Below are 19,041 nucleotides of genomic sequence, written 5' to 3'. Positions count from 1 at the left end.
TAGCCTTGGGCTTTATGCGTTCTGCTTTCGGCTTTTCCTTAATCCTTTTTACCGCCAAATACCGAGAAGCTCACATAACGTTTTGGATGTGCCTTCAGATCAATAAACAGGTTATTGAGGTTGTTTGATGCATCTGTAAGGTTTTTGTACATTTTATCGTCATTAAGCAAAAGGCCCAAAGAACCCTGACCGGAGTTGATTTTGGCAATAGTTGCCTGCAAATCGGCCATAGCTTTATTTGCATTATCAAGTGTTTGTTTCAGGTTAGCAGCAGCAACGTCATTACTTACTTTTTCAAAGTTAGCTGTCATTCCGTTTAGGTGTGCTGTGCTTGTCTTTAAGCTGCCTGATACTTCCTCGGCATTGGTAAGTATGGCGTCGATATGTCCGGTTTGTGAACCTACCAGGTGGTCTATTTTTTTGGTAGTGCCTTCAAGCGTTTGCAATGAGTTCGCAATGCTCATGAAACTGCGGTCAATGTTTTTCTGAAAGTTAGGATTCAGGATCTTGTTAACAGCGCTCAGTGACGAATCGAGTTTAGACATCAGCATCTCTGCCTTTTTTTGTATGGGCTGCAGGCTTTCCGCAAGGCTGCCCTGGATATCGGCTTTAAGTGTATCCTGGTCTTCGGCGGGCACATTGCTGTTACCTAACTCAAAAACAATGGCTTTACTGCCCAGCAGATCGGTACTTTCAAGCTTGGCGAGGGTGTTTTTAGGCACAACCACATCTGGCTCAATTTTAAATTCAACCACGGTACGCCCGTCTGGCTGAAGCTTCATTTTAGAGATGCGGCCTATCTGGTAACCGTTTACCAATACTGGTTTTGAAACGGTTAAACCTTCAACGCTGTTATAAATAGCATAGTATTTATTTGATCCTGAAAAAACATCATTACCGCGTAAATAACTGTAACCTAATATGAGTATGGTAATTGCTATTGCCGTAAGTGCACCAATTTTGGTTTCGTTAGAGATTTTCATTAAGTAGAGTTTATGCGTTAATTGTGTTTAAGGCTATAAACCTGCAACCAGGCTTATATGTTTTATGATGTACGTTTTATTTACAAGGAAGGTAACAGTTTGGCTTTTATAATTATTGCGAAATCTGTTCCATCTCTTTTTTATAGGTTGTTAATGCACGGATAATTGAAGCTACAATCTCATTTTGTCCTTCTTCTGAATTAAGGTACTTTTCATCGTCGGGGTTATTGATATAGCCGGTTTCAACCAATACTGATGGCATTGCGCTGTGGCAAAGTACGTAAATGCCCTGCTCCCTGATCCCTTCGCTACGCCTTCCATCGGTATCAACAAACTCGCCGTTAATTAAAGTAGCCAGCTTGATACTCTGCTGCCTGAACTTTCTTTTGTACTCGTTTGTTAAAATAATGGTCATGGGGTCGTTCGGGTCCAGTGCGCCGCCGTCGAGTTCGGTCTCTTCGCCAACCTGGTTTTTTTGAATGGCGTTTTCCTCTTCGCGGGTACGGTGTAAACCATAAACTAAAATCAGTACGCCTTTGCCCGACCTGTCCGGAACCCTAACGGTACGGTATACCGCTTTATGACGTTTGGTGCCAACTTTTTCGCGAATTGTTCTGTCGGATAGCGAATTGCAATGCAGGGAAATGAAGAGCTGCCCTTTGTTTTCATTGGCTATTTCAGCCCTGCGTTCAAACGAAACATCATCTTCGGTAGTACGGGTCATTACAGCTTTAACACCGCTTAATTCTTTTTCTATAGCGGCTTGCAATTTAAAGCCGATAGCCAGCGTTACATTCCTTTCTGACGAATAAGAGCCCGATGCACCGTGTGAATAATGACCTGTAGAGGCTGATGGTTTACCACCATGCCCGGGGTCGATAATAATGGTTTTAATCTTAAAACCGGTACTGTTGACAACAGTGTCTGTTTGACGAGGACGACTATTGGTTAAAATAGAACTGTATGATTTAAAGGGAAAAAATGAAAGGAGAACCAGCAACACCCACAAACTATAAATCAATCTTTTCAATGCCTTATTTTTCATTATTTTTGAACGCTGTTAACTATATCTGCAAAAATACTATTCATAATCAATTTTGAAATTCATAACCTTTTTTTTTCTGCTTGCAATTATATTAATAGTAAACGGACTTGCTGCTAATGCCGGCACTGTTTTAAATAACAGCCATGGCAGGAGGCCTTTAACTGATACTATTATCAAACTTGATTCGCTTCGTGATAAGAAACTTCTTAAAGGTAAACAATCCGGCTCAATAACGCCGTTGAGAAACGGTAAGCCGGTAAATTCTTTACCTGCAAATGATACCACTAAAAAGAATAAAGGCGGTCTGCAATCAGAAGTAAAGGCAACTGCCGAGGACTCGACCCACTCAGACCGGGAGCACCAGGTTACCTATTTTTACGGCAAGGCCCGTGTAACCTATGAAGATTTTGAGCTTGACGCAGACTATATCAGGGTTGATGATAAAAACCACCTCATATTTGCACGGGGAAGCATTGACCCGCGTACACACCAATATGTCCGCAGGCCTATTATGAAGCAAAAAACGGATAAGCCCGTAGCATCCGATTCGCTGATTTTTAATTATCAAACAAAAAAAGTAAAGATATATAATCCTGCATCCGAGCAGGAAGGCAACTTTATTTCGGGCGGGCAGGCAAAAAAACTCAATGACGATGAGGTTGCATACCGTAACGTTATTTTCAGTACCTGCGATTTGCCTTACCCAGATACACACTTTGGTATAGTGATTACACGTGGCATCGGCGAAAAGAAACGCATTATATCCGGGCCCGCCTACCTGGAGATTGAAGGGGTCCCCTTACCGCTTGCCATTCCTTTTGGTTTTTTCCCTAAGCCGGACACCAGGACATCAGGTGTTATTTTGCCAACTTTTGGTGAGGACAACACCCTGGGTTTCTATTTAAAAGGGCTTGGATACTATATTGGCATAAGTGATTATGTAGATTTGACTACAACCGGGTCTATCTACTCAAAAGGCTCGTATGAACTAAGCAGCACGGCACGATATCTTAAACGTTATAAATATACAGGCAACGTTACGCTAAGCTTCGGCTCGCATAACTATGGCCTTGAGGGCGACCCGGCCACTAAAGACGCGCATATTTATTGGTCGCACGTGCAGGATGCCAATGCTAATCCCGGTTCAACTTTCAGTGCTTCGGTTGATGCAGGTACTTCCGGTTTTTTTAGGAACACGCCATCGGCAAGTAACTATAATGTTAACTCCATTGCTCAAAGTAGTTTACGCTCAAGTATCGCTTATGGTAAAACCTGGGCAGGTACACCGTTTAACTTAAGTGTAGGCATTTCGCATAGCCAGGATATAGCCCGTAAAACGGTGAATATCGAGTTGCCCACTATTGCCTTCGGTATGTCGTCGATAAACCCATTCGACTCTAAAAACAGGGTTGGCGAACAAAAATGGTATCAGAAAATTACCGTGAGCTATAATTTAGTAGGTACCAACAAGCTTAACGATATACCCGAGTCCCAATTATTTAAAGGCGAAACTTTATCAAAACGGTTACAAAATGGTTTTCAGCATACCATCCCGGTTAGTTTGGGCTTAAACGTATTAAAGTACTTTCAGTTTAATAACAGTGTTAACTATACCGAACGCTGGTATTTTCAAAGCATTAATGAAAGATTTGAAAGGGGAAGCATTGCCGGTTCAAATCAGTTAATTATTGATACTATACCTGGGTTTAAGCGTGCCGGGGAGTATAGCATCAGTACAGGTATATCAACTAAATTGTACGGTACCATAAACTTTAAACATGGTAACCTGAAAGCAATTAGGCACGTGGCAACTCCGTCAATAAGTTTTAGCTATCGTCCCGACTTCAGCGACCCAAGCTTTGGCTATTACAAAACAGCTGTTAGTACAGCCACGGTTCCTTATCCGTATACCTATCAAAAATATTCTATTTTCCAGAACGGAGTTTACGGCGGCCCCTCAGCAGGTAAGCAGGCGGGTTTAAACTTTTCGGTAGATAACACGATAGAAGCTAAGGTAAAAGCTAAAAGCACGGACACATCCGGCACCGACCGAAAAATCATGATTTTACAAGGTTTGTCGTTCTCCACCTTTTATAATTTTGCAGCCGACTCAATGAAACTTTCTGATATTTCATTTTCGGGGCATACCGCTATTTTCAATCAAAAATTAAGTATCAGTTTTTCGGGAGTGTTTAGCCCATACGTAACCAAGGTAAGCGATTCAATCTCTAATAATCAGATTGTAAGAACAAGCCGTTATATAAACAGGTATGCCTGGCAGGACGGCAAATTCCCAACTTTATCAGGTTTAAACATCTCTATGGGTGGGAGTTTGAATTCAACTAAAGCAACTCCGGGAAATGCCGCCCTGAATACTATCGCAACCATGAATCCCACCCAAGCTCAGAGACTGGCCCTGGTAAATAGCGATCCGAATGCATACGTTGACTTTAACGTGCCGTGGAATATCTCGCTCAATTACAGTTTTAGCTATCAAAACTACTTAAACAACAAAACAACCAGTAATACACTCCAGATCTCGGGCGATGTGAACCTTACGCAAAAGTGGAAGATCCAATATTCTACTACGTATGATATCAAGGCGGCGAAATTTGCAAGTGCTACCTCGTTTTCAATATACCGCGATTTGCATTGCTGGGATTTGGCCTTTCAATGGATTCCTTTCGGTGTATACAAAATGTATAACGTAACTTTAAAGGTTAAAGCTTCCATTTTGCAGGATTTGAAACTAAGCAAGAAAAGCGATTACAATCCACAATCATCTTTTTATTAATATAATAATGCTGGCAGAAATAATTACCATCGGCGACGAGATACTTATCGGACAAATTGTTGATACCAATTCGGCCTGGATGGCTACCGAACTTAACAAGATAGGGATAAGGGTAAAGCAGATCTCATCAATAAGCGACGATAAAGAACATATCCTGAAGGCATTAGCCGAAGCAGCAAGCCGGGCCAGTATCATTTTTATTACCGGTGGACTTGGCCCTACAAAAGATGATATCACTAAAAAAACATTAGCTGAATACTTTAGGGTTGAACTTGTTGAAAACGAGGATGCATTTGCTAATGTAGAACGCATTTTTGCCAAATATAACCGCCCGTTATTGGAGATCAACAAACAGCAGGCGCTTGTTCCGGCTAATTGCGAGGTTGTATTGAATGAAAATGGCACTGCACCGGGTATGTGGTTTAACCACAACGGTGTCATCTATATGTCTATGCCGGGTGTTCCCTTTGAAATGATGTATATGATGGAAGAGCAGGTATTGCCTAAAATTAAGGCTACCTTCAACCTTCCGTCAATTATACATAAAACACTGCTTACCGTTGGCGAAGGTGAATCATTTTTGGCCGAACGCATTGCGGATATCGAAGATGATTTGCCATCACATATTAAACTGGCCTATCTGCCCAAGTTAGGCCAGGTGCGTTTACGCTTAAGCGCTTTTGGCAATGATGAAACTGCTTTGCAAAAAGAGGTGGATGCATTTGCCTCCCGTTTAATTGAACGCATAGGTTCACCGTTTGTTATTGATCAGGACATCCCGCTTGAAAAGGCCATACTTGACAGGATGGAAGCAAACGGCCTCACTTTATCAGTAGCCGAGAGCTGTACCGGAGGCTATCTGTCCCATTTGTTTACCCAGCATCCTGGTTCATCACAGGTGTTTTTAGGAGGCGCTGTATCCTACTCATATGAGTTAAAGGAGAGTATTTTAGGAGTAAAGAACGAAACTTTGTGGCAACATGGAGCCGTTAGTGAAGAAACGGTAACGGAAATGGTAGAAGGCGCACTGTTAAATTTCAAGTCGGATTTGGCTGTCGCTATTACCGGTGTAGCTGGTCCGGGCGGCGGCACAGAGGATAAACCCGTTGGTACTGTGTGGATTGCAGTTGCCGCAAAGGAGAAATCAATCATAAAGAAATATACATTTGGCAGTAAACGCAGGCAAAATATTGAGCGAAGTGCTGTGATAGCGCTGTCAATGTTGAATACTTTGCTTACTGAAATTAAAAAGTAAAGATTTAAATACATAATTTTGGGGTTAAACTATATTCTACTGTATGGCCAGATACCAGCTGTTATTGCCAAAAATGGGGGAGAGCGTTGCTGAGGCAACCGTTATCAAATGGGTTAAAAATCCGGGTGATAAGGTAAATGCCGATGACGCGGTAATGGAAATCGCTACCGATAAAGTCGATTCTGATGTACCTTCGCCTGTAGCAGGTAAGTTAGTTGAACAACTGTATAAAGAAAATGATGTTGTACAGGTAGGCGCGGTTATAGCTATAATTGAAACTGATGAGCCTGAAACTGCACCGATAGTTGCCCAGCCTGAAGAGGTTGCGCCACAACCTTCCGAAGAACCAAAAATAGCAGACTCAACTTATCACGAAACTGTTCCGACTAAAGAAGTTGAAAAAACTCCTGAACCGGAACTGAGCGAAATTCAGGCGGAAAATTTATCGGATATTCCCGGGATTGATCAGCTTGAGCAAAAAAGTTCGCCTGCTGCTCCGGTATTTAAATCCGAAGGGCGTTTTTATTCGCCCCTTGTAAGAAATATTGCCACACAGGAAGGTATCAGTATCGGGGAGTTGGACAGCATCCCCGGGACGGGGTCGGATGGCCGTTTAACCAAAGACGACCTGCTGAACTATCTGCAGGCAAAAACTTCATCAGTTCCAAATACGCATCCGTCAGCTCATGTTGAGTCGTTTACTACTCAAACTGCCGGGCAACCTGTAAAAACTGCTGAGCCTGCTAAAGAAGCACGACCGGCTGCTGAACCGGCGCCGCAACCAATAATTACTGCGGCTCCAGAACCTGCAAAAACGGAAACGCCAAAAACTGCCCCTGTTGAGCAGCAGCCTGCTCCGGCTGTTTCTGTATCCGGCAGTGATGAGATCATAGAAATGGACAGGATGCGCCGTTTGATTGCCGACCACATGGTAATGAGCAAGCAAACATCGCCTCATGTTACCTCGTTTGTTGAGGCTGATGTAACCAACCTGGTATTATGGCGCGAAAAAGTAAAAAATAGCTTTGAAAAGCGCGAAGGCGAAAAAATAACCTTTACACCTATATTTATTGAAGCGGTGGCGAAAGCCATTAAGGATTTCCCGATGATCAATGTTTCGGTTAACGGCACGCAAATCATTAAAAAAGCCGCGATCAATATCAGTATGGCTACGGCTTTACCAAACGGCAACCTTATTGTGCCGGTAATAAAGAAAGCTGATGAGCTAAACCTTGTTGGTTTAACTAAGGCCGTTAATGATTTGGCAAACCGGGCGCGTAACGGCAAGTTACTGCCCGATGATGTGAAAGAGGGTACATTTACTATTACCAACGTTGGCTCATTTGGCAACGTAATGGGTACCCCTATAATTAATCAGCCGCAGGTAGCTATTTTAGCTGTCGGCGCTATCAAGAAAAAACCGGCTGTTATTGAAACAAAAGAAGGCGATATGATCGCTATACGCCACATGATGTTCCTTTCATTATCATATGATCACCGCGTTGTAGATGGTGCCTTAGGTGGCTCGTTTGTACGGCGTGTGGCTGATTATCTGGAAAAGTGGGATAATAGCAGAGAGGTGTAATTCTTTACTATATAAGGAAGACCGGGTTAATTAACCCGGTCTTCCTTGTTTTAGGATCATGCTGTTTAAAAAATAAATTTTAAATTTTTATGAATGAAGCACATAAACAGCTCCAGGCATTAAAACCCGCTTAAATCATATATAAGCCCCAAATGCTGTGAAAATTCGTATTAACTTTGCCTTTGAAAATGGCTTACAAGTATATTGATAATTACCGCGAACAGGGCGCCCGTAAAAGATTGGTTGATGTTTTAAGAAAAAAAGGAATTAGTGACGAACACGTTTTAGAGGCTATTGGTAAGGTAAAACGTCATTGCTTTTTTGATGAAACTTTCTGGAACCAGGCTTACAGGGATATTGCGTTCCCGATAGGCGAGGGGCAAACCATCTCACAGCCATATACTGTGGCCTATCAAACCGAATTGCTGCATATCCGGAAGGGAGATAAAGTTCTTGAAATAGGCACAGGTTCGGGCTATCAAACCTGCATACTGCTTGAGCTTGGGGCTACCGTTTATACTATCGAGCGGCAGGAAAAGCTCTACCACCGCACTAAATATGTATTGCCTAATGAAATGGGGTATAACGCTCATTTTTTTCTGGGGGATGGCTCTATCGGTATTTCCGAATATGCGCCCTATGATAAGATCATTGTAACTGCCGGAGCGCCTACCGTACCCGACGTGCTGTTAAAGCAATTAAAAATAGGCGGTATCCTGGTTATCCCGGTTGGTGATGAGGAAACCCAAAAAATGGTTACAATTTTAAAGGTAGGTGAAAACGATTATGAAAAGATTGTGCTGGATACCTTCAGGTTTGTGCCTTTGGTAGGGGATAAAGCCTGGTAAATCGCCCCCTAACCCCCTAAAAGGGGAACTTTTGATTAGCAGCATGTTAGCAACAAGGCCCGGATTTTTAAACCCGGGCCTTGTTATTATTTCAATATTTGATCAATTATGCACTTAACCTCCCCCTTTAGGGGGCTGGGGGGCGACTATCTTTTCATCACCCTGTCCAGTTCAATTTTGGTATCGCGCTCCTTCATGGTTTCGCGTTTATCATATGTCTTTTTGCCTTGTGCAAGGCCAATTTCAAGTTTGGCAAAGCCGCGCTCGCTGATAAATAGTGCCAGCGGAACTATAGTTAATCCACGTTCTTCGCCACGGGTCTGGAGTTTCTTGAGTTCTTTTTTATTTAGCAGCAGGATACGGTCGCGCTTGGCTTCATGGTTATAGAACGAGCCGAATGAATATTCAGAGATATGCAGGTTGCGTACATATAACTGATTATTAATAAATGTACAAAAAGCGTCATTAATGTTAGCCTTCCCCTGCCTTATCGACTTGATCTCGGTACCGAGCAACTGTATGCCTGCCACATACTTATCAAGTATATGATACTCAAAGTAGGCTTTTTTATTTTTTATATAGATGTTATCCTGGCTCATAATTATTCAGCCGCAAACTTACAAAATTAGTTTGACTGTGGCTTTACCACCAGTACTGGCACATTAACCTTGTGCCTTACAGAGTTTACAGTGGTGCCAAATATGAGGTCTTTCAAAGCTTTGTGCCCATGCGAGCCCATGACAATGAAATCAACATTCTCGTCTTTCACAATTTCGGCAATAGCACTGGCCGGGTTGCCGTAGCCAATCTGGCCTTGTGCGCTGTAGCCAAGGTTTTTTAGGGTGCACACGTATTTGTCAAGATTATCAAAGTCAATCTGGGTTTCATTATCCAGCACCTGGCCGCCATAGTAACGGGCGCCGGCAGTTTCAACAACGTGTATCAATGTATAACCTGCCTTTTTTCCACCCTGCATAATGGCATGGCGCAGGCATTCGGTGTCATTTTTTGAAAAGTCAATTGTTACGGCGATGCGGCTGTAAGTTATGGCATCCAGCTCGGTGATGGCATTCGCTATACCATGTGGTACAAAAGTAGGTCGGTCATAATGTTTAAACAGCAACGGACGTATAAAAACATAGATTAACAAAATTCCAATTCCGATAACACTCGGAACCACAATAGCATAGATCCAAACCGGTGAGGATGTGGTATTTACCCAATCGCCAATTTGTTCGTATACCAGTTTGGCGTTTAAGGCAACGATTAACACGGCGCTTGCCCAGGCCAATGCCCTTGTTTGGAAATTGATAGTAAACTTGCCCATTCTTTTCCGGTCGGAGGTGAAATGGATGAGTGGGATTACCGCAAAACCCAACTGAAGGCTTAATACAACCTGGCTTAAGATCAGGAGTTTTCCTAAACCTTCCTCGCCATAAAAAAGTATGGTGAACACTGCTGGTACAATAGCCAATACACGGGTAAGCAGGCGGCGTAACCAGGGCTCTATTCGCAGGTTAATATGCCCTTCCATAATGATTTGCCCGGCAAGTGTACCGGTAATGGTTGAGCTTTGCCCCGAGGCAATGAGCGCTATGGCAAATAAAGTAGGCGCTATTGCACCGAAAATATGCTCCAGCAGCTTGAATGCATCCTGGATCTCCGCTACTTCAAAATAACCGTTCCTGAAAAAGGCGCTTGCTGCTAATATCAAAATAGCCGCATTTACAAAAAAAGCAAGGTTAAGGGCTATAACCGTATCAAAAAGGTTAAACTTAATCGCCGCCCTGAAGCCTTCTTCGGTACGTGTTATTTGGCGGGTTTGCACCAGTGATGAATGCAGATACAGGTTGTGTGGCATTACCGTAGCGCCAATAATGCCTATAGCTATATAAAGCATTTGCTGGCTTATTTTATCACCTTTAAATAGGTTGCCGGGAATGAAACCTTTTGCTACCTCTATTACATCGGGTTTAACGATAAACATTTCGACTAAAAAGGAGAGACCGACTATAAAGATCATCGAAATGATAAAGCCCTCGAGTTTGCGCATACCCTTATTCATGAGGTAGAGCATTAGCACGGTATCGGTAATGGTAAGCGATACACCCCAGATTAACGGCAGGTGAAACAGCAGCTTTAACCCAATCGCCATGCCAATAATTTCGGCCAGGTCACATGCTATAATGGCTATTTGTGCCAGTATATACAGGCAAAGGTTTACAAAACGAGGATAGGCATTTTTGGAAGCCTGTGCAAGGTCGAGCCCGCGCACTATCCCCAACCGGGCTGCCAGTGACTGCAGCAGAAGGGCAATCATGTTGGATATAAACAATACCCAGATCAGCTTATATCCAAAAGCACTGCCGCCTGCGATATCCGTTGCCCAATTTCCAGGATCCATATACCCTACGCTCACCAGGTAAGCCGGGCCCAGGAAAGCCATCAGCTTACGCCAGCCGTTTTTGTTTTCGGTGGTTACTGATCCGTGTACATTGCCTAAAGATTCGTTGTGTGTATTGTTCATAGGGCTATAAGCAAGTTGTTGGCTACTTCGCGGCTGATATGCACTTCTTTATTGCCGGTTTGTACCACTACCGAATGGTCATATTCAATAATATCAGTGATCATTATTTTGCAGCCGATGGTAAGCTGTTTTTTATCGAGGTATTGTAAAAAGGATGAGCTATGGTCGCGTACGCCTGAAATTATACCGCTTTGGTTAACTGTTACTGCCGAAACCGGTTTTAACTCGTGCGTGTTAAAACGGCCATTACAGTCAGGTATAGGGTCGCCGTGTGGGTCATGTTTTGGATAACCCATAAACTTGTCAAGGCGGTCAATTAACTCTTCAGACGAGATATGTTCCATCTCTTCGGCAAGGTCATGAACCTGGTCCCATTTAAAATTGAGTTTCTCTACAAGAAAGTACTCCCACAGCCGGTGTTTGCGGATAATGCTTATCGCTATTTTCTCGCCGGAAGGGGTAAGGCTTACTCCCTGGTAAGGGGTGTAATTGATGAGCGCTTTCTCAGCAAGTTTTTTTAGCATGTCGGTAACCGAAGACGCTTTGGTATTTAGCGAGGATGCGATTTGATTTGTACTTGCATTTCCATCATTTACAGAGAGATGATAGATGGATTTCAAGTAGTTTTCCTCGGCTAAAGTATTCATTTAAACAAATCTAATAAAAAATTTAGACTAATCTAAAAAAATAAACGTTAGGAAATATGTTTTCGTTGAAGTACTTTAACGAAAAATTAAATTTTGCGAAGCAAGGAAAATACTATATTTGCATACAACTATGGCCGCCGAATTAGATAAAATAGACCTACAAATACTCAAGATTTTACAGGAAAACGGAAGGATAACCAACCTCCAGTTGTCTAACGAGATAGGGCTTTCGCCAGCACCTACTCTTGAACGCGTGCGTAAACTTGAGAACGCCGAATACATAAAAAGTTATCATGCACTGGTAGATGAAGAGAAGTTAGGATTAGGAATCAAAACCTTTATCCAGATCTCCCTTGATTTTCATCAAAAAAATACCATTCAAACTTTTTTGGATGAGATCAAGAATATTAAAGAAGTAACTGAGTGTCATCACGTCACCGGGCAGTGTGATTTTCTGTTAAAGGTATACGTACGCGACATCAAATCATACGAGCAACTCATCATGGAAAAGATCAGCCGCATTACTGTGGTTAAAACATTCCAAACCATGATGATCATGTCTACCAGTAAAAAAGAGCCTATAGTGCCGCTGGAGTATTAGATAAGAGTCAAGAAGAAGGATTAAATATCTTTCATTTCTTGACTCTTTTTAGTTTCAAACTTTTTTAAATCTTGATTTCTTGACTCTTGCCGTCTTGATTCTTTCCCCTAATGTATTTGCCAGTCAATCTCTTTTTTACCTTCTTTTTTCAGGATCTCGTTAGTTTTTGAAAATGGTTTGCTGCCAAAAAAACCGCGATCGGCTGAGAAAGGCGAGGGGTGGGGAGAGCGAATAATGAAATGTTTTTTCTCATCAATCAAAACCGCTTTTGATTGGGCAAAGGCTCCCCACAGTATAAACACGATGCCTTCTTTTTTATCGGAAATGGTTTTGATTACCTCATCGGTAAATTCTTCCCATCCTCTTTTTTGATGCGAACCTGCATTGCCTGCCCTAACGGTTAATGTAGCGTTCAGTAACAATACACCTTGTTTAGCCCATTCTTCGAGGTTGCCATGTGCGGGGATTTTAAATCCGGGAATATCGTTTTGCAGCTCTTTGTAAATGTTTATCAATGATCGGGGAATAGCAATGCCCTTTTGTACTGAAAAGGAAAGACCATGGGCCTGGTGAGCGCCATGATAAGGGTCCTGCCCTAATATAACAACTTTAACATCATCAAAAGGTGTAGTATTGAAAGCATTGAAAATTTCGCCGTTTTTGGGATAAACAACTTGCCCTGATTGCTGCTCTTCTTTTAAAAATTGTTTAAGTTTTATCATGTAAGGTTTGTCAAATTCCTGTTGTAAAACCTCAAGCCATGATGGTGGTAATGCAATCGCCATAAATATTTAGATAGAAGTTGATTAAGCGTACAAATAAACAGATATTTGCGCTAATATTAGTATCACAAAATTATGTCAAATATTGTTCGGTTAGTTATTGCTTGTGTAGTGATGGGTGCGGCGGTTGCGCTATGTGCATTCGGTTTTTGGGGATGGGGTATTTTTGTTCTGTTAATGGGCGGTGTTATACTGCTTAGCTTCTTCTTTAACGAGAATATGATCATCGCCCAGTATTTTTTACGTAAGGAAAATTCTGAAAAGTCGGAAGTATGGTTGTTGAAAATTACCGATTACGAAAAACAGCTTCACAAAAACCAGCACGGTTACTACAACTTGCTGATCGGTTTGATCGAATCACGCAAGGCGCCAATGAAATCAGAGAAATACTTTAAGAAAGCTCTGTCGCTGGGTATGAAAATGTCGCACAATATAGCTTTGGCGAAGTTGAGCCTGGCCGGCATTTCAATGGCTAAGCGTAACAAGCGCGAGGCGCAAATGTATTTGTCAGAAGCTTCAAAAGATGATAAGAACAAATTGCTTACCGAACAAATTAAAATGATGAAAGGCCAATTAGCTCAAATGGATAAGCAAGTAGTAAGAGGTGGATATCGTCAGTTCTAAGAAAAAGAACAGGTAAGAAAAAGGGATAAAAATAAAAGGGACGCGAAAACCGCGTCCCTTTTATTTTTCTTCAATGGCGCTGAAATAATCAGGCGTTGCTGAATGGTTTTGATAAGGCTGAACGTAGCTGTCTGTGTATGATGAATATTCAGATTCTTCAGACGGATTGGCCACTTCAACAAGTTTCAATAAACTCCTGATGAACGACAGGTTAAAATTGCTCCTGTTAAGTTTGATCAGGTATTCGTTTTCGGTGATCTCTAATATTGAGTTGGTCATGATATTTGTAATATATGTTTATTACAATAATAGCTAACTCTTTTTAAATGAAAGTATTATTTTTTTTAAGCTTTTGTTAAGAAATTATAACCGCTGAATGGAGGGATTACGCTGATTGCGTTGATTTTCTTGATTGAAAGATTTTACGATTGATTATAAACTAAAATGGCCTGCACGAAGCAGGCCATTATTAAATATCAGGGTAATCCGAAAATCCTACAAATCAAGGTTCAATTATTCAAACCAAGCCATTACCTCTTCTTTGGTTGGCATGGTAATATCGAGTTTTAGTTTTTTACGCATCCCGCCAAGATCATTAAATACCTTGTTGGGGTTAGCTGCTTTTAATTCTTCAACGGTATTAAAGCCCATTTTATTCAATACCGGTACCCATTCGGCTCGTACGCCAATATTTATAAAATCATCGGCGGTAGCTACTTTAGCTTTTTTCTCCGGGCGCATTTGCGGGAAGAACAATACTTCCTGGATGGTGCTTTGATTGGTCATCAGCATTACCAGCCTGTCGATACCGATACCTAAACCAGATGTTGGCGGCATGCCATATTCAAGCGCACGTAAAAAATCGTCATCCATGGCCATAGCTTCGTCATCACCGCGACCGGCCAGGATCAGCTGCTCTTCCAAACGCTCACGCTGGTCGATAGGGTCATTCAGCTCCGAGTAAGCATTTGCTATCTCTTTACCATTTACGAATAACTCAAAACGCTCAACCAAACCTTCTTTAGTACGGTGCTTTTTGGCAAGAGGGGTCATTTCGATAGGGTAGTCGGTAATATAAGTAGGCTGGATCAGGTGATGCTCAACTTTAGCGCTGAAAATCTCGTCGATCAGTTTGCCTTTGCCCATGCTTGGGTTTACTTCTATTTTTAGTTCTTCGCAAACCTCGCGTAAGCCTGCTTCGTCCATTGCAGATACGTCAATACCGGTGTATTTCAGGATCGAGTCATACATCGATAATTTTTCGTACGGGCCTGCAAAGTTGATCTCATTGCTGCCAACCTGCACAACCGGGATTCCGTGAACTGCTTTGGCAACAGTTTCCAGGCATTCCTCAACCATAGCCATCATCCATATATAGTCTTTATAAGCTACATAAATTTCCATGGCAGTAAACTCCGGGTTGTGGGTGCGGTCCATGCCCTCATTGCGGAACATTTTGCCAAACTCATAAACACCGTCAAAGCCGGCAACGATAAGCCTTTTTAAGTAAAGCTCGTTGGCAATACGTAAAAACAAGGGCATATCCAGCGTGTTATGGTGCGTAGCAAACGGACGGGCCGCTGCACCACCATGCACAGGCTGCAGAATAGGGGTTTCCACTTCCATCCATCCCTGGGTATTAAAGTAACCGCGCATAGCGCTGATCACTTTTGAGCGGTTGATGAAAATTTGTTTATAATCGGGGTTAACCGTTAAATCCACGTAACGCTGGCGGTAACGCAGTTCAGGGTCGGTAAAACCATCATGGATAGTTCCGTCTTCTTCGCGCTTAACAACTGGTAGCGGTTTCAGAGATTTTGAAAGCACAACCAGCTCACGTACGTGAACCGAGATCTCGCCTGTTTGAGTAAGAAACACATAGCCTTTTACGCCAACGTAGTCGCCAATGTCCAGTAGTTTTTTGAATACGGTATTATATAAGGTCTTATCCTCGCCAGGGCAAATATCATCGCGTTTCAGGTAGATCTGCACACGACCGGTTGAATCCTGCAGTTCGGCAAAAGAAGCGCTGCCCATAATACGACGGGTCATGATGCGGCCGGCAATTACAACATCCTGGTAGGCCTCGGGTTTATCCTTAAAATTATCGGCTATATCCTGTGCCCAGGCGTTAACATTAAAAGCTTCGGCAGGGTAAGGGTTAATTCCCAGTGCACGTAGCTCCTGTAAAGATTTGCGGCGAATGATCTCCTGTTCGGATAATGCAATACTCATGTGATGTACGGTATTTTAATAAAGGTGCAAAAGTAAGGTTTTTTAAGTTATCACGCTATCACACCGATCAAAAATGTGTTTGGTAAGCGTAGTCAGGTGGGTTTATCTTCAATCCTACAAAACTACCACTTGTATCAAATATTTTACTCCTTTAAAATAATCGGTCTCAAAAACATATTACTTTAGCAAAACCATTATAACATTCCGTAAACCATGAAAAAAGTCTCTACTTTCATTTTATTGATATCGGCGCTCTCTGTTAAAGTGTTTGCACAAACCGATGCCAATTTGTACGACCCCAATACAAAACCCCAACTGGTTGCCAAACAATTCTCCTTTACCGAGGGGCCGGCTGTCGATAAAAAAGGCAATGTGTTTTTTACCGATCAGCCAAACAACAAGATCTGGAAATATGATACCAATGGCAAGCTTTCTGTTTTCCTGGATAGCGCTGGCCGCTCAAACGGGATGTATTTTGATAAAAAAGGCAACCTCATTAGCTGTGCTGATGCCGATGATCAGCTTTGGTCTATCAGCCCTAAAGGAAAGGTTACTATTTTGCTGAAAGATTATCAGGGGCATAAGTTTAACGGCCCTAATGATGTTTGGGTGCGCCCGGACGGGGGCATCTACATAACAGATCCCTACTATCAACGAGATTACTGGACCCGCAAACAACCCGACCTTGACGGGCAAAAATTATACTTCCTGGCCAAAGGAAAAGCACCGGCTGTTATGGTCGATGATAAGTTTGTACGCCCCAATGGCATCATCGGTACGCCGGATGGTAAGACTTTGTATGTAGCCGATATCGGCGATAACAAAACCTATCGTTACGATATCAATAAAGATGGTACATTATCTAACCGCACCCTGTTTATAGCTACGGGCTGCGATGGCATGACGATAGATGAGCATGGCAATATTTATATGTGCGGCAAAGGCGTTACCATTGTTAATCCCAAAGGCGAAAAGATTGGCCACATCGATATCGATGAACCATGGACTGCCAACATTTGCTTCGGCGGCAAAAACAAAGACGTATTATTTATAACCGCATCAAAGGCAGTTTACACCTTTAAAATGAATGTAAAAGGAGTGGATTGATCCGCTCACTATACTATCAGTATACCCATGACAAAATAAAGTAAGGGTCATGGGTAGCTTGTCGAAGCATGGTGGGCGGGCCTCTGCGCGCGAGTCTTCGACAAGTTCAGACTGACAGGCCTCCTTTGTCATTTCACCTTTGGAGTTCACAGGATTTAAATATTTAGCAAGACAAACACCTGGTGTTCAATTTTTAAAAGTGTGAACACTTCTTGTTTTTGCCTGGATTTTATCCATTGATAATCAATGTGTTATAAATATCAAGAAATGTCCAATGGCGAAATTTGAACATCTTAGTGCTGATACTCAATGTGTTGTAATATTTGGCTTCTGAAAGTTGAACACCCGTTTTTCAAAAATTGAACACCCGCGAAAAAGCCAACAAAAAGCCGGAAATATTTACACTCCCGGCTTTCCTTTTTCAATTACCAATTTCTTATGTTCCCGAAGCACCGGTATCTACCTTAACTTCAAGCGCTGTCCTAACCGCAGTTGGCAGGTTTGACAGTAAGGTATAACCGGTTGCTGTTTCAATATCTTTGATAGTTGTTATGTACTTGGTCCAGTCGGAGTTGATGGTGTTAACATTAGGGGTGTTTACCGCGATAACCCTGGTTGAAGCGGTAACCCTCGCAACGTCGCCGTCACCTTTGGGGATGATCAGGGCGACTTTCCAAACGTTGCTGGGTACATTTACGTGGCCATTATTGATGGTACTGGCAGTCCCGTTTGAACCTGTTCCACCTGTACCGTAACTCCCCATAATGATATAAACTTCGTTGCCGGCTGCCACTTGTTCGCGCAGGTAATTTTCAAGATTGGCCCAGGTTTGCTGGTTATTTTGCGGTGCCTGTGGTATCATATTGGTCATCAGGAAGGTTGATGAGTTAGCGTTGGCTGAACTGGTACGATCGGCCGAGGGACAGTTATGCCCCCTGTCGAACCCGCTGCCCGAATAGCTGTTGCTTTCTACCTGGTACCAGCCGGAAGGAATCCCGCTCCAGCCGGCAAAATTATCCAAACGACCAGTCGCATTGGTGGTATTGGTCGCGTCAAGGTGCCAGCTTACCCAGTTTGGTTCGCCTTTGGTGGCGTTGTATGATTCTACGTAATACTTCTGGTCTATCAGGTAGTTATCCTTAGATGCCAGTGTTGAAAGGGCATTGGAGGGGTTGCCAAAAAGCAGGTTGCTGTTATCGCCGCTTGTAGGCGGGGCGTCTGCACCGGCGGTAACGTCCCTTGGTGTTGCTGAGTTTGATGTGCCGGTAGTATCGCCGCCGCCTGTATCGGGTATGCCAACGGTGATGCCCGGATCGCCGGTACCCTTAAAGGTAATATCGTCAATATTGATGCGGGTTGTGCCAGCTTTTTTGATCTCAAACCTAACTTTACCCGTAACGCTCACTTTAAATGAGTCGGTTACCAGTGTGGTATTGGTTTCAGTAATATCGGTACCTACCTGCGTGTAATTCGCCCCGCCGTCGGTCGACATTAGCAACTGCCAGGTCGATGTGGCATCGCTGCCATATTTACCGTGTTTAATGTATAACGTAGTAAGGCCTTTGATATCAAAATTCATCGCGATATCCCCGGTACGGAGCCTTACAGATTTACTGCCATCTTTAAGGTCGGCAGCGAGATTGCCTATCAGCGCATCGCTAAAATTCCAGCTTCCGGTGCTCAGGGTTACATCGGCTGCTGCATAGGCGGTTTTGCTTCCCTGTTCAAAACCTTCGGTAATGGAATAAGGAACCGGGGCAGGAGGGCTTGCTGTAGTATCGCCGGTTTTGGGCGGGGTAGGCGAGTTTTTAAGGTCTTTGGAACATCCGGCAAAGGTTAAAGCTAAACCCAGGCCAATAAGTAGGTTGTTAATTTTCATAATGTTGTTTTTTATGATAGATAGATACAATACATAGCAAATGCGTTTACGCTGCGTAAATTTTAAAACCGGAAAGATTTAGGGGAACTAAAAGAAACAGGAATACGCATTCACATGCTCCTGTTGGGA

The 19,041-nt window shown here is 42.8% G+C and carries 16 protein-coding genes; 7 read left to right on the top strand and 9 right to left on the bottom strand.

Annotated features, from left to right (window positions below; genetic code table 11):
* Positions 1 to 38 precede the first annotated feature (38 nt).
* Both IEX80_RS07720 and IEX80_RS07715 read right to left on the bottom strand, forming a co-directional pair.
* Positions 39 to 983, bottom strand: a complete 945-nt coding sequence (locus IEX80_RS07720; RefSeq protein WP_090527134.1) for an MlaD family protein — start codon at positions 981 to 983, stop codon at positions 39 to 41.
* A gap of 112 nt (positions 984 to 1,095) precedes the next feature.
* Entirely contained in the window at positions 1,096 to 2,028 is a 933-nt protein-coding gene (locus IEX80_RS07715) for an N-acetylmuramoyl-L-alanine amidase family protein (RefSeq protein ID WP_090527135.1), read from the bottom strand.
* 52 nt (positions 2,029 to 2,080) lie between these two features.
* Here IEX80_RS07715 and IEX80_RS07710 point away from each other — a divergent pair, with 52 nt between their 5' ends.
* From IEX80_RS07710 to IEX80_RS07695, 4 genes are all read left to right on the top strand, one after another.
* Complete coding sequence (locus tag IEX80_RS07710) at positions 2,081 to 4,822, top strand: putative LPS assembly protein LptD (RefSeq protein WP_090527137.1); 2,742 nt, start codon at positions 2,081 to 2,083, stop codon at positions 4,820 to 4,822.
* 7 nt (positions 4,823 to 4,829) lie between these two features.
* Positions 4,830 to 6,077 (top strand): competence/damage-inducible protein A, encoded by a 1,248-nt coding sequence (locus tag IEX80_RS07705; RefSeq protein WP_188832558.1) that lies wholly within the window; start codon positions 4,830 to 4,832, stop codon positions 6,075 to 6,077.
* A 43-nt stretch (positions 6,078 to 6,120) separates the two neighbouring features.
* Positions 6,121 to 7,662, top strand: a complete 1,542-nt coding sequence (locus IEX80_RS07700; protein ID WP_188832557.1) for a dihydrolipoamide acetyltransferase family protein — start codon at positions 6,121 to 6,123, stop codon at positions 7,660 to 7,662.
* Positions 7,663 to 7,850: 188 nt separating this feature from the next.
* The gene (locus IEX80_RS07695; RefSeq protein ID WP_188832556.1) at positions 7,851 to 8,510 is read left to right on the top strand and encodes a protein-L-isoaspartate(D-aspartate) O-methyltransferase; all 660 of its coding nucleotides are present in this window, start codon (positions 7,851 to 7,853) and stop codon (positions 8,508 to 8,510) included.
* A 146-nt stretch (positions 8,511 to 8,656) separates the two neighbouring features.
* Here the strand turns inward: IEX80_RS07695 and smpB are convergent, their stop codons facing one another.
* Genes smpB through IEX80_RS07680 form a run of 3 tightly spaced genes read right to left on the bottom strand, consistent with a single transcriptional unit; the run spans position 8,657 to position 11,684 of the window.
* Positions 8,657 to 9,109, bottom strand: coding sequence for an SsrA-binding protein SmpB (smpB, locus tag IEX80_RS07690; RefSeq protein WP_090527145.1), 453 nt, complete (start codon positions 9,107 to 9,109; stop codon positions 8,657 to 8,659).
* Between the two features lie 26 nt (positions 9,110 to 9,135).
* Positions 9,136 to 11,037 carry an Nramp family divalent metal transporter gene (locus IEX80_RS07685; protein WP_188832555.1) on the bottom strand — a complete coding sequence of 634 codons (1,902 nt, stop codon included), beginning with the start codon at positions 11,035 to 11,037 and terminating at the stop codon, positions 9,136 to 9,138.
* Entirely contained in the window at positions 11,034 to 11,684 is a 651-nt protein-coding gene (locus tag IEX80_RS07680) for a metal-dependent transcriptional regulator (RefSeq protein WP_176627421.1), read from the bottom strand. Before IEX80_RS07680 ends, IEX80_RS07685 begins: the two co-directional genes overlap by 4 nt.
* 130 nt (positions 11,685 to 11,814) lie before the next feature.
* Here IEX80_RS07680 and IEX80_RS07675 point away from each other — a divergent pair, with 130 nt between their 5' ends.
* Positions 11,815 to 12,285, top strand: coding sequence for an Lrp/AsnC family transcriptional regulator (locus IEX80_RS07675; protein WP_022832833.1), 471 nt, complete (start codon positions 11,815 to 11,817; stop codon positions 12,283 to 12,285).
* Between the two features lie 107 nt (positions 12,286 to 12,392).
* On the opposite strand, the gene ung is transcribed toward IEX80_RS07675, so the two are convergent.
* Positions 12,393 to 13,070, bottom strand: a complete 678-nt coding sequence (gene ung / locus IEX80_RS07670; protein ID WP_090527151.1) for a uracil-DNA glycosylase — start codon at positions 13,068 to 13,070, stop codon at positions 12,393 to 12,395.
* A 72-nt stretch (positions 13,071 to 13,142) separates the two neighbouring features.
* Between ung and IEX80_RS07665 the strand changes: the two genes are divergently transcribed.
* Entirely contained in the window at positions 13,143 to 13,691 is a 549-nt protein-coding gene (locus IEX80_RS07665) for a hypothetical protein (RefSeq protein ID WP_090527157.1), read from the top strand.
* A 60-nt stretch (positions 13,692 to 13,751) separates the two neighbouring features.
* On the opposite strand, the gene IEX80_RS07660 is transcribed toward IEX80_RS07665, so the two are convergent.
* Together IEX80_RS07660 and lysS are read right to left on the bottom strand one after the other, a co-directional pair.
* Positions 13,752 to 13,970, bottom strand: coding sequence for a hypothetical protein (locus IEX80_RS07660; protein ID WP_090527160.1), 219 nt, complete (start codon positions 13,968 to 13,970; stop codon positions 13,752 to 13,754).
* Positions 13,971 to 14,204: 234 nt separating this feature from the next.
* On the bottom strand, positions 14,205 to 15,926 hold the full coding sequence (gene lysS / locus IEX80_RS07655; protein WP_188832554.1) for a lysine--tRNA ligase: 1,722 nt from the start codon (positions 15,924 to 15,926) through the stop codon (positions 14,205 to 14,207).
* Between the two features lie 213 nt (positions 15,927 to 16,139).
* Between lysS and IEX80_RS07650 the strand changes: the two genes are divergently transcribed.
* Positions 16,140 to 17,033 carry an SMP-30/gluconolactonase/LRE family protein gene (locus IEX80_RS07650; protein ID WP_188832553.1) on the top strand — a complete coding sequence of 298 codons (894 nt, stop codon included), beginning with the start codon at positions 16,140 to 16,142 and terminating at the stop codon, positions 17,031 to 17,033.
* Between the two features lie 436 nt (positions 17,034 to 17,469).
* On the opposite strand, the gene IEX80_RS07645 is transcribed toward IEX80_RS07650, so the two are convergent.
* Positions 17,470 to 18,912 carry a DNA/RNA non-specific endonuclease gene (locus tag IEX80_RS07645; protein ID WP_188832552.1) on the bottom strand — a complete coding sequence of 481 codons (1,443 nt, stop codon included), beginning with the start codon at positions 18,910 to 18,912 and terminating at the stop codon, positions 17,470 to 17,472.
* Between the last annotated feature and the right edge of the window lie 129 nt (positions 18,913 to 19,041).

The organism is Mucilaginibacter rubeus, assembly GCF_014643835.1.
GTDB lineage: Bacteria > Bacteroidota > Bacteroidia > Sphingobacteriales > Sphingobacteriaceae > Mucilaginibacter > Mucilaginibacter rubeus.
Note: the sequence above shows the minus strand (reverse complement) of the source record. Positions and strands in the feature narration are given on the sequence as shown.